The organism is Streptomyces sp. JB150, assembly GCF_011193355.1.
Classification (GTDB): Bacteria; Actinomycetota; Actinomycetes; order Streptomycetales; family Streptomycetaceae; genus Streptomyces.
Genome location: NZ_CP049780.1, coordinates 2,437,506 through 2,449,248, shown reverse-complemented (window position 1 = coordinate 2,449,248; position 11,743 = coordinate 2,437,506). Strand labels below are relative to the sequence as shown.

Here is an 11,743-nt window from a genome sequence, read left to right as displayed (position 1 = left end):
CTTTGAGGATCATGAGCGAGACGAACCCCGCTGCCACCGCCGGCATGGCCGCGGAAGCCGCGCCGCACCGCTACACGGCCGCCCTGGCCGCGGACATCGAGGCACGCTGGCAGGACTTCTGGGACGCCGAGGGCACCTACGCGGCACCCAACCCGAAGGGCGACCTGGCGGGTGACCCCGAGCGGGTCGCCAAGCCCAAGAAGTTCTTCATGGACATGTTCCCGTACCCCTCGGGAGCGGGCCTGCACGTGGGCCACCCGCTGGGCTACATCGCCACCGACGTGTACGCGCGCTTCCACCGCATGACCGGCCACAACGTGCTGCACACCCTGGGCTTCGACGCCTTCGGCCTGCCCGCCGAGCAGTACGCCGTGCAGACCGGAACGCACCCGCGCGTGTCCACCGAGGCCAACATCGAGAACATGAAGGTCCAGCTGCGCCGGCTGGGCCTGGGCCACGACAAGCGCCGGACGTTCGCCACGATCGACCCGGACTACTACAAGTGGACCCAGTGGATCTTCCTGCAGATCTTCAACTCCTGGTACGACCACGACGCGAACAAGGCCCGCCCGATCTCCGAGCTGATCGCCCAGTTCGAGTCCGGTGAGCGCGAGGTGCCCGGCGGCCGCTCCTGGAACGAGCTGAGCTCCGTCGAGAAGGCCGACGTCCTGAGCGGGTACCGGCTGGCCTACGCCTCCGACGCGCCGGTCAACTGGTGCCCCGGCCTGGGCACCGTGCTGGCCAACGAGGAGGTCACCGCCGAGGGCCGCTCCGAGCGCGGCAACTTCCCGGTCTTCAAGGCCAAGCTGCGCCAGTGGAACATGCGCATCACCGCCTACGCCGACCGGCTGCTGGAGGACCTGGACGCGCTGGACTGGCCCGAGGCCATCAAGCTGCAGCAGCGCAACTGGATCGGCCGCTCCGAGGGCGCCCGCGTCGACTTCCCCGTCGGCGACGACCACATCACCGTCTTCACCACCCGCCAGGACACCCTGTTCGGCGCCACCTACATGGTGCTGGCGCCCGAGCACCCGCTGATCGACAAGATCACCCCGCAGGCCTGGCCGGAGGGCACCCACCAGGTGTGGACCGGCGGTCACGCCACCCCCGCCGAGGCCGTCACCGCCTACCGCGCGCAGGCCGCCGCCAAGTCCGACGTCGAGCGCCAGGCCGACGCCAAGGAGAAGACCGGCGTCTTCACCGGCGCGTACGCCGTCAACCCGGTCAACGGCGAGCGCGTCCCCGTCTTCATCGCCGACTACGTCCTGATGGGCTACGGCACCGGCGCGATCATGGCCGTCCCCGCGCACGACACCCGCGACTTCGCCTTCGCGCGCGCCTTCGAACTGCCCATGCGCTGCGTCGTCGAGCCGAACGACGGCCGCGGCACCGACCCGGCCACCTGGGACGACGCCTTCGCCTCCTACGACGCGAAGATCGTCAACTCGTCGGGCGACGAGGTCTCCCTGGACGGCCTGGGAGTCGTCGAGGCCAAGGCCCGCATCACCGCGTGGCTGGAGAGCAAGGGCATCGGCGAGGGCACCGTCAACTTCCGCCTGCGCGACTGGCTGTTCAGCCGCCAGCGCTACTGGGGCGAGCCCTTCCCGATCGTCTACGACGAGGACGGCGTCGCCCACGCGCTGCCCGAGTCGATGCTGCCGCTGGAGCTGCCGGAGGTCGAGGACTACAGCCCGCGCACCTTCGACCCGGACGACGCGGACACCCAGCCCGAGACCCCGCTGTCGCGCAACGAGGACTGGGTCAACGTCACCCTGGACCTGGGCGACGGCCGAGGCCCGCGCAAGTTCCGGCGCGAGACCAACACCATGCCCAACTGGGCCGGTTCCTGCTGGTACGAGCTGCGGTACCTGGACCCGCACAACGGCGAGAAGCTGGTCGACCCCGAGATCGAGCAGTACTGGATGGGCCCGCGCGAGGGCCAGCCGCACGGCGGCGTCGACCTGTACGTCGGCGGCGCCGAGCACGCCGTGCTGCACCTGCTGTACGCCCGCTTCTGGTCCAAGGTGCTGCACGACCTGGGGCACATCGCCTCGTCCGAGCCGTTCCACCGCCTGTTCAACCAGGGCATGATCCAGGCCTACGTCTACCGCGACAGCCGCGGCATCGCGGTGCCGGCCGCCGAGGTCGAGGAGCGCGACGGCGCCTACTGGTACCAGGGCGAGAAGGTCACCCGCCTGCTGGGCAAGATGGGCAAGTCCCTGAAGAACGCGGTGACCCCGGACGAGATCTGCGCCGAGTACGGCGCCGACACCCTGCGCCTGTACGAGATGGCCATGGGCCCGCTGGACGTCTCCCGCCCGTGGGACACCCGCGCGGTGGTCGGCCAGTTCCGGCTGCTGCAGCGGCTGTGGCGCAACATCGTCGACGAGACCACCGGCGAGACGACCGTCGTCGACACCGAGGCCGACGAGGAGACGCTGCGCGCCCTGCACAAGGCGATCGACGGCGTGCGCGGGGACCTGGAGGGGATGCGGTTCAACACCGCCATCGCCAAGATCACCGAGCTGAACAACCACCTGACCAAGGCCAACCGCCCGGTGCCGCGCTCCGTCGCCGAGGCGCTGGTGCTGCTGGTCGCTCCGCTGGCCCCGCACATCGCCGAGGAGCTGTGGCGCAAGCTGGGCCACACCGAGTCGGTGGTGCACCAGGCCTTCCCGGTGGCCGACCCGGCGTACGTGGTCGACGAGACCGTCACCTGCGTCGTCCAGATCAAGGGCAAGGTCAAGGCCCGCCTGGAGGTCTCCCCGGGCATCTCCGAGGAGGAGCTGGAGAAGGTCGCGCTGGCCGACGAGAAGGTCGTGGCGGCGCTGGACGGGGCCGGGATCCGCAAGGTGATCGTGCGGGCGCCGAAGCTGGTGAACATCGTTCCGGCGTGAGGACGCCGTCAGCGCTCCTGAGCGGCCGTGAGCGCCGGGCCGTCCCCTAGGGGGTGTGCTCGGGGTGTGCTCGGGGTGCGATGCGGGCAGGTTCGGGGTTGTCGTGGAACTCCGGGCCTGCCTGTCGCGTTTACCGTGGAGAAGCGGCGCGGTGGGTGCCGTGGCGGGCACAGGGCCGACCGGCCGGAGGAGGAGCGTCGTGGAAGCGGTGATCGCGGTGGTGGCCCTGCTCTTCGTGCTCTTCGTGGCACTCGGTGTCTACGCCACGGTGAAGGCCGTCGGCGCCGCCAAGCGGGGCGTGGACCGCACGATCACGCAGGCCCGGCGCACGGTCGAGGACCACACGCTGCGCGCCAAGTCCTTCGCCCAGCCCGGCCCGGCCGGCGAGATCGCCCAGCTGCGGCTGAAGCTGCGCACCTCCATGCGGGCCACCCAGGACGCGCTGAACGCGGGCGCCGCCGAGGACGAGTCGCTGAAGGAGTCCCTGGGCCTCTTCCACCGGCTCAGCGCCCACGGCCACGAACTCGACGCGGAACTGCGGCGCCTGGAGTCCGAACCGGACCGGGCCGCGCTGGCCGAGCGGCTGCCGGGCCTGCGCGAGCGTACCGAGCGCATCACACGGTCGGCGGACTCCCTGCGCTGGGCCGCCCGCGACCGCGCACAGCGCTTCGCCGACGACGACCTGGACACGCTCAGCGCCCAGATCGACGTCGAGGCCGGTGCCCTGCGGCACTGGACGACGGAGGAGCCGTCCGCGTCCTCCGCCGCCGCCCCGCCCCCGCCCTGGCCGGAGGCGCCCGCCGCCGACGCCGCGGCCTCGCAGCAGACCTGGCAGGACACCCCGCGGCAGCACACCGCCGACGAGCCGGCCCGGCCCGCCATCACCCCGCCGGACCCGCGCCCGGCCTACCCCTGGCAGAAGAAGCCCCGCCCCGAGTCCACCACCTGAGCCCGCCGGCCGGGTCCCCGCTCCGGCGCGGGTGACCGGGCCGGGCTGCCGTCCGCGCGCTACGCCAGGTAACCTCCAGCTCATGTCCCGGCATGTCGCGATCGTCACCGATTCAACGGCCTACCTGCCGCCACGGACGATGGAGCGCCACGGCATCACGGCGGTTCCGCTGACCGTGGTCCTCGGCGACCGGGCACTCGAAGAGGGCACCGAGATCTCGACCCGCTCCCTGGCCCAGGCGCTCCAGAAGCGACGCCCCGTCACCACCTCACGGCCCAGCCCCGAGCTGTTCGCACAGACCTACCGCAAGGTCGCCGAGTCGGGCGCCACCGGCATCGTCTCCCTCCACCTCTCCGCCGAGCTGTCCGGCACCTACGACGCGGCGCTGCTCGCGGCGAAGGAGGCGCCGGTGCCGGTGCGGGTGGTGGACACCGGCATGATCGCGATGGCGCTGGGCTTCTGCGCGGTCGCGGCCGCCGAGGCGGCCGAGGCGGGCGGTTCCGTGGACGAGGCCGTCACGGCGGCGGAGAAGCGGGCCGCCGGCACCTCCGCCTACTTCTACGTCGACACCCTGGAGTACCTGCGCCGGGGCGGCCGGATCGGCGCCGCACAGGCCCTGTTCGGCTCCGCGCTCGCGGTGAAGCCGCTGCTCCAGCTGGACGACGGCCGGATCGGCCCGTTGGAGAAGGTACGGACGGCGTCCCGGGCGATCGCCCGCCTGGAGGAGATCGCCGCCGAACGGGCGGGGGCCGCGCCGGTCGACATCGCCGTCCACCATCTCGCCGCCGAGGACCGCGCCTCGGCACTGGCGGAGCGGCTGCGGGCGCGGGTGCCCGGACTGGCGGAGCTGCATGTGAGCGAGGTGGGAGCGGTGATCGGGGCGCATACGGGGCCTGGGCTGCTGGGGGTCGTGGTCGCGTCGCGGTGAGGTCGCCGGCGCGGCGGCGGAGGGCGTGAGCCGGTTCGCCACCCACTCGTACGGGTGACGCGGTTTTCCACAACCGGGCGGTACTCCCCGGGAATTCACCATGATCATCGCGAGTGCGGTGAAGTGCCCGACCCTCGTCGCATGGCACTTCGAGCACGCACACGCACGACGTCCGCGACGAGTGGTCCGGGCCGGGCTCCGGCCTCGGACAGCCGCGTCCTGGTCGACAGCCGTCTCCGGCACCGCCGTCCGCCCCTGCGCGGCAGGTCCGCCGCCCGGCAACGGCACGCGCCCGCCGACGAACTGCGTCGGCGCGCGCGGCTGTTGTTCGGCGAGCAGGCGGTGCGACCTGCCGCGGGGCGCTTCGGGGAAACGGTTCGGGCCGAGGAGGGCGGTGAGGGGCGCGCGAGAGGAGGCGCCGAGGGGCGCGAGGAGGAACACGCCGGGGAGCGGCGGGAGTCGAGGGCGGGGCCGTCGCGGGGCGGGGAGTGGGAGCCTGTCGAGGAGCCGGGGTCCGTCGGGGAGTCTAGGCCCGTCGAGGAGCGGGAGCCCGTGGTGGAGCGGGAGCTCGCCGAGGCCTGGCGTCACCGGGCGGGGCTCGCGCTGCGCGAGCGGCTGCCCTTGTGGTTGCAGACCCGGGCCGGTCTGGAGCGGCGCAACGTCCTTGCGCTGACCGTGCTGCTCGTCGTGGCCGCGGGCTTCGCCGTGCAGCACTTCTGGAGCGGGCGCCCGGAGACGGTGAGCGCGCCGGAGGTGGTGGAGGCGGCCCCCGCGCATCCGGAGCCGTCGGGAGAGCCCGTGCCGTCCGCCGCTCCGACGGGTGTGCCGGGCGCCGGCGCCGAGATCGTGGTGGACGTCAGCGGGAAGGTGCGCGAGCCCGGCATCCACCGGCTGCCCGCCGGATCGCGGGTCGTGGACGCGCTGGAGGCCGCGGGCGGAGTACGGCCCGGCACGGACACCGACGGGCTGAACCGGGCGCGGTTCCTCGTGGACGGGGAGCAGGTGGTCGTTGGCGGACCGGCACCTGCTCCGGCGGCGGGCTCGGGGCCGGGGGCGGGTTCTGCCGGGGGCGCTCCCGTGGGTCCCGTACCGGCCGGGCCCGTCTCCCTCAACACGGCCACCGTGGAACAGCTCGACACCTTGCCGGGCGTCGGGCCCGTCCTCGCCCAGCACATCATCGACTACCGCACCCGGCACGGCGGCTTCCGTTCGGTGGACGAGTTGCGGGAGGTGAAGGGAATCGGCGAGCGGCGGTTCGCCGACCTGCGGGATCTCGTGCGGCCATGAGGGGCGGGGAGGAGGTCTCGCAGGGCTCACCTGCGGTGGGGCACGCGGATGCGGGTTCGGGCGCGGCGGAGACCTCGGCTGGTGATGATGTCGCTGCCGAGGCTGCGGTTCCGGTTCCGGCTCTCGCTCCGGCATCGGCTCCGGCCCCGGTCGCCGTCACCCGGCGGCGGGCCGTGCACGCGGCCTCCGGAAAGCGGCTCGGGGCGGCGAATCCGCGGCAGGAGGGGCCGGCGGATCTGCGGCTCGTCGGTCCGGCGCTGGCCGCCTGGGCGACGGCGGCGGTGATGCTGGGTGCGCCGGCGGGATGGGCCGTCGGGGTGGTGGCAGCCTGCTCGGGCGGTGCGGGCCTGCTGCTGTGGGTGACGCGTCGGCGCGGGCGCCGGGACCGGACCGAGCTGGGAGGCCGGCCCACGCGGGCCCGACAGGCCGTAAAGGCGCCGGGGGACCGGCCTACACGGGCCTGGCAGGGCCGAACGGCGCCGGGGGACCGGCCCACGCGGGCCCGGCAGGCCACGTGGCCGCGGGTGTCGGTCGCCGCCGTGCTGCTCTGTGTCGCCGCGGCGGCCGCCTCGGCGGGCTTGCACGGGGCGGATCTGCGGCGGGGGCCGGTGCCGGGGCTGGCGCGGGAGTACACCACCGTGACCGCGGAGGTCGAGGTCACCGCGGATCCCCGGCGGACCCGCCCGCGGGTCACCGGAAACCACCTGGCGCGGGCGTCGGTGCTGGTGCGGGGCGAGGTGCGGGGTGTGCTGGTGCCACCGGCCGACGGCGCGGCGCGCGCCGAGCGGGCGTTGACGGTGACGAGGACACCGCTGCTGATGATCGTCGACGCGGGTCCGAGCAGGGACGCGCGCGAGGCAGGACCGCGGCTCGGCGGAGCCGGACGTGCCCCGGAGCCCGGAGGGGGTGGGGCGGAGACCGGCGGAGGAGGCGCGGAGACCGGACGGGGCGGACCGAAGCCCGGACGGGGCGAGGCGGAGACCGGAGGGGACGGGGCGGCAACCGGCGGGGGCGGCGCAACGCCCGAACCGGGCGGGTCGGGACCCGGAGGGGGCGGGCCGGAGCCCGGACGCGGGATCGCAGAGGCGGGGCAGGGCAGGCCCGCGGCGACCGCGTGGCTCGGTCTGCTGCCCTCCACGCGGGTGCGGGTGACCGGACGGCTCGCGCCGCCCGTGGTCGGCGGGGACCGGATCGCGGCCGTGCTGCGGGTGCGCGGACGGGCGGCGCCCGTGATCGTCGGGGAGCCGTCGGCGGCGCAGCGGTTCGCGGGGCGGCTGCGGGGCGGACTGCGGGAGGCCACCGACGGGCTGCGCCCGGACGCGCGGGCCCTGCTGCCGGGACTGGTCGTCGGAGACACCTCGCGGATCGGCCCGGACCTGGAGGAGGCGTTCCAGGAGACCGACCTCGCGCACACGCTCGCGGTGTCCGGCAGCAACCTCACCATCGTCCTCGCGCTGCTCATGGGTCCGCCCGGCCTGGCCCAGCGAGCCGAGCGGCGGGGACCGGCGCCACGGCTCGGCATCTCGCTGCGGGGGACGGCAGTGCTCGGCGGGGTGCTCACCCTGGGGTTCGTCGTGGTGTGCCGCCCCGACCCGAGCGTGCTGCGGGCCGCCGCCTGCGGGGCGGTCACCCTGCTCGCCCTGGCCACCGGACGCCGCAGGTCCCTGATCCCCGCGCTGGCGACGGCGGTGCTGCTGCTGGTGCTGTACGACCCGTGGCTGTCACGGAGTTACGGCTTCCTGCTGTCGGTGCTGGCGACCGGGGCGCTGCTCACGCTCGCGCCCGGCTGGAGCGTGGCGCTGGGCCGGCGCGGGGTGCCGCCGCGGGTGGCGGAGGCGCTGGCGGCCGCGGCGGCGGCGCAGGCGGTGTGCGCGCCGGTCGTGGCGGTGCTGTCGGCGCGGGTGAGCCTGGTGGCGGTGCCGTGCAATCTGCTCGCGGAGTGCGCGCTGGCCCCGGCGACCGTGCTGGGGTTCGCCGCGCTGGCGGCGGCACCGCTGGCGATGCCGGTGGCCGAGGCACTGGCGTGGTGCGCGGGCTGGCCCGCCGGGTGGATCGCGGGCATCGCCCGCACCGGGGCGGCACTGCCCGGCGCGGGGGTGGACTGGCCCGGGAGCTGGGCGGGGGCCGGACTCCTGCTGTGCGTCACGGTGGCCCTCGTGGTGGTGGGGCGGCGGCTGGTGCGGCACCCCTGGCTGTGCCTGGCCGGCGGACTGCTGCTGGTGGTGGCGGTGGTGCAGCCGCCCCCGCTGACCCGGGTGATCACCGGATGGCCGCCGCCGGGCTGGCGGCTGGCCTTGTGCGACGTGGGACAGGGTGACGCGACCGTGCTCGCGGCGGGCGAGGGCACCGGCGTCGTGGTGGACGCGGGACCGGACCCGGCGCTGGTGGACCGGTGCCTGCGCGGACTGGGCGTGACGCGGGTGCCGCTCGTCGTGCTCACCCACTTCCACGCCGACCATGTGGCCGGGTTGCCCGGAGTGCTGCGCGGGCGCGCGGTGGGAGCCCTTCAGACCACGGGGTACGAAGAGCCCGCCGACCAGGCCGCGTTCGTCCGGCGCGAGGCCGCCGCGCGGGGGATCCCGGTGACCCGGGCGGTCGCCGGGGAGCGGCGGCGCGCCGGAGACCTGTCCTGGCAGGTGCTGTGGCCGCCGCCCTCCGCACCGGCGCCGGAAGGGCCGAACGACGCCAGCGTCGCCCTGCTGGTGCGGACGGCGGGCCTGCGGATGCTGCTGCTCGGCGACCTGGAACCCCCGGCCCAGCAGGCCCTGCTGCGGACCCCGGCGGCGGCGCTGATCGGCGGCGTCGACATCCTCAAGGTCGCCCACCACGGATTCACCTTAGTCCCTGTAGCCTGGGAAGGCAGGAGCCAGGGAGGGACACATGGCCGCACTGACGGCTGTTGAGGCACCAGCGCACTCTGCCGCTGCTCGAACTGCGCGCGAGTACCTGCGGGTCTCCAAGGGGAAGGGGCGCACCGCCCGCAGCATCCGGGACCAGCACACCGACAATCTCGAAGCCGAGCAGGAACACGGTCCCTGGACGTGGGGCGAGTCGTACAAGGACACCGGATCGGCCTCCAAGTTCGCGCGGAAGCAACGCGACGACTTTGAGAAGCTCGTGACCGACCTGCGCACGGGCGAGTTCGGGGTCGCCGGAGACGTACTGGTCCTGTGGGAGATCGCCCGCCTCTCCCGCGAGACCGGCCGCGGAGTCGAGATCGTCGACCTGTGCGAGGCCGCTGGCTACCTGATCCACATCACCAGCCACGAGCGGACCTACAACCCGCGCAACTACAACGACCGGCACGAGCTGATCACCGGTATCGCGGACGCGGAGAGGGAAGCGCGCCGCCTGTCCAAGAGGACCCTGCGCGGCCTCAACTCCGCCGCTCGTGAGGGCCGGCCTCAGGGCCAGGTGTCCTTCGGCTTCGCCCGCGACTACGAGGTCATCGACCGCCGGCCCCGGCCGGTCGCCCAGTACCCGGAGGAGAACGAGGGACCACTGGTCGCCGAACTGTTCGTCCGGGTGGCCGGAGTGGAGGACAACCGGTTCGGCCTGGCCGACGGCGAGAGCGTACCGCTGCTGTACACCAACACGGCCTCGGAGAACGGTTTCTTGCCCGAGCCGATGTACGCGCTCTCCAAGGAATGGGAGGAGCGAGGCATCGTCAGCAGGGACCGCGTGATCGACGGTGAGCTGGTCCCAGGAGTCCCGTTCAGTCCCCAGAACATGCGGTCGATGCTGCTGCGGCCGGCCTACGCCGGGTTGCGCAAGCACAACGGGGCGCTGGTCCCGGTGCAGTGGGAGGGGTGGACGCCCATTGTGTCGCGAGCCCTGTTCCAGCGCGTGCAGGACATCCTCGCCGACCCCTCGCGCCGCAAGTACATCGGCGAGCACATCCGCCACGTGCTCACGATCACCATGAAGTGCGACGTCTGTAGCAGCGGTGTGGTGGTGGTGACGCGGCGTAAGGCGGGCGCCCGGGACCTCGTGGGCTACCAGTGCGGTCCGCGGGGGCATGTGTGGGTGCAGAAGGACGAGGTGGACCGGATCCTCATCGGCGACCTGGAGCCCGTTGATCCCGAGACGGGTGAGCCGCTGCCACCGCAGCTTGGCGTCATCCTGAAGTATCTGGCCGACCCGGACCGGCACGCCGCGATCCGCCACCGGCCGGACTCCGATGGCCGGGAGAGGAAGCTCGTTGCCGAACTGGCCCGGCTGCGCGCCGAGCTGAAGCAGCTCGAGGACGCGCCCCGGCCGAGGACGGCGCGGGCCCGCATTCAGCGCACCGAGGACATTGAAGACCTGGAGATGGACATCGAGCGGCTGGAGGGCCAGTTGAAGAGGCTCACGGCTCCTGCCCCGCTGGCTGGGCTGCTTCCCGATGAGCCCATCAAGGACGTCGTGGCGTGGTGGCAGGCAGCAGGTGTCGAGAAGCAGCGAGCCATCGCTGCGGAACTGCTGAGACCAGCGGTGCTGGGAGAGGTCCGCATTCTGCCGTCCCCAGTGCGGAGGAACCCGGCGCCAGTGACCGAACGGATGGCCTGGCGCCGGGAGCAACCGCTAGCCGCCCAGTAGACGGACGCTCGTGACGAGCAGTGGTGCCGCTGACAGGACCAAGTGCAATGAGGGCTCCGCAGTGACTTCCTCCACAGGCACTTCCTCCGCGGGCGCGCTCGACGAGGGCGGTGGAGCGGGTGGCTCGGGCGGTTCCGAAGACGGCGCCGGGGGAGAACTGTCCGGGACCCTGCCGTCGGCCGGCACCCGCTCCGGCTCTTCGCTCGGCTCAGGCGAAGGTGCAGGAGATTCGACGACAGCGGACGTCTCCCCCACTGGCATGACGAAGCCGGGAGGCGTCCGGCTGGGCGAGCGGGGAGAGACGCTGGCTGACGGCGAGGGGCTGCGCGTGGGTTCCGTCTCACCCGCCGAGGGAGTTGGGCTCGGGCTTGGGCTCAAGACCGGTGGGGCGCTGTCAGCTGGCCGGGGAGGAAAGGTGCCGGGCCGAAGGTAGTTCGACGTCGGGCTCGTTGTCGGTGCGGAGGATGACGGTTCCCGGCCGGTGTCAGCAGACCACGGCTGGACAGTGACAACGGCGACGGTTGCCGTGGCGACGGCTGCACTCGTGACCGCGCCGATGAACTGGACGCGGTGGGTGTTGGCTGCGTCGCGGGCGGCAGCGCCAAGGGTTGTCAGGGCTGCGACCGCTCCTCCGAGGTAGAGCCCCAGGTGGCGCTTGCATCGGACGGGTGCAGACCCGTCACGCGGGCATTGAGGATCGGATCCATTCACGACGGCGGGCTCCGGAGGGCGGTCGCCGTTGCTGTCGTGGGCCTCGCCGTCGTGGGCGAGTATCTGGCTGATGAATGTCACTCGGGCTCGCTGGGCGCGCATCTGCCTGTCGATCCCTGTGATCTGTCGCCTCATCTCGGCTACCTGGCCACGGAGTGCTGCCAGTTCACCGAGGAGACGCCGCAAGAACAGACCCCCAGTGATGATGATGACTACGCCGAGCGCACCCGTGACCATGGTCACGGTCATGCCACGTTCCCCTGTGAGTGTGCGCGTCGGGCTTCGTACAAGTTCGGATTTGTACGAGGGATTGATGGTGCGCCGGTTACAGCGCGCCGTCACGCATATTCGCGGGGAACGTGACACTTCCGTTATAAAGCTCTGACCTGCGGA

At 73.1% G+C, this 11,743-nt stretch carries 6 protein-coding genes; all 6 read left to right on the top strand.

Going from position 1 to position 11,743, the window contains the following annotated elements:
- Window positions 1-11: 11 nt before the first annotated feature.
- The 6 genes from leuS (at window position 12) to G7Z13_RS11590 (ending at window position 10,639) form a co-directional block, all read left to right on the top strand.
- On the top strand, window positions 12-2,897 hold the full coding sequence (gene leuS, locus G7Z13_RS11615) for a leucine--tRNA ligase (RefSeq protein WP_165998477.1): 2,886 nt from the start codon (window positions 12-14) through the stop codon (window positions 2,895-2,897).
- Between the two features lie 199 nt (window positions 2,898-3,096).
- Window positions 3,097-3,846 carry a hypothetical protein gene (locus G7Z13_RS11610; RefSeq protein ID WP_165998475.1) on the top strand — a complete coding sequence of 250 codons (750 nt, stop codon included), beginning with the start codon at window positions 3,097-3,099 and terminating at the stop codon, window positions 3,844-3,846.
- Window positions 3,847-3,928: 82 nt separating this feature from the next.
- Window positions 3,929-4,774 (top strand): DegV family protein, encoded by an 846-nt coding sequence (locus tag G7Z13_RS11605; protein ID WP_165998472.1) that lies wholly within the window; start codon window positions 3,929-3,931, stop codon window positions 4,772-4,774.
- Window positions 4,775-4,915: 141 nt separating this feature from the next.
- Window positions 4,916-6,061, top strand: a complete 1,146-nt coding sequence (locus G7Z13_RS11600) for a ComEA family DNA-binding protein (RefSeq protein WP_206313053.1) — start codon at window positions 4,916-4,918, stop codon at window positions 6,059-6,061.
- Window positions 6,062-6,318: 257 nt separating this feature from the next.
- Window positions 6,319-8,964, top strand: a complete 2,646-nt coding sequence (locus tag G7Z13_RS11595; RefSeq protein ID WP_346768007.1) for a ComEC/Rec2 family competence protein — start codon at window positions 6,319-6,321, stop codon at window positions 8,962-8,964.
- A complete protein-coding gene (locus tag G7Z13_RS11590) occupies window positions 8,942-10,639 on the top strand; it encodes a recombinase family protein (protein WP_165998468.1) in 1,698 nt (565 codons plus the stop codon). The genes G7Z13_RS11595 and G7Z13_RS11590 overlap by 23 nt, the downstream gene beginning before the upstream one ends.
- Window positions 10,640-11,743: the final 1,104 nt, after the last annotated feature.

Excerpts from the sequence above, each read along its gene's own strand:
- leuS (WP_165998477.1), top strand. The coding sequence starts at position 12 with ATGAGCGAGACGAACCCCGCTGCCACCGCCGGCATGGCCGCGGAAGCC.
- G7Z13_RS11605 (WP_165998472.1), top strand. The coding sequence starts at position 3,929 with ATGTCCCGGCATGTCGCGATCGTCACCGATTCAACGGCCTACCTGCCG.
- G7Z13_RS11600 (WP_206313053.1), top strand. The coding sequence starts at position 4,916 with ATGGCACTTCGAGCACGCACACGCACGACGTCCGCGACGAGTGGTCCG.
- G7Z13_RS11590 (WP_165998468.1), top strand. The coding sequence starts at position 8,942 with ATGGCCGCACTGACGGCTGTTGAGGCACCAGCGCACTCTGCCGCTGCT.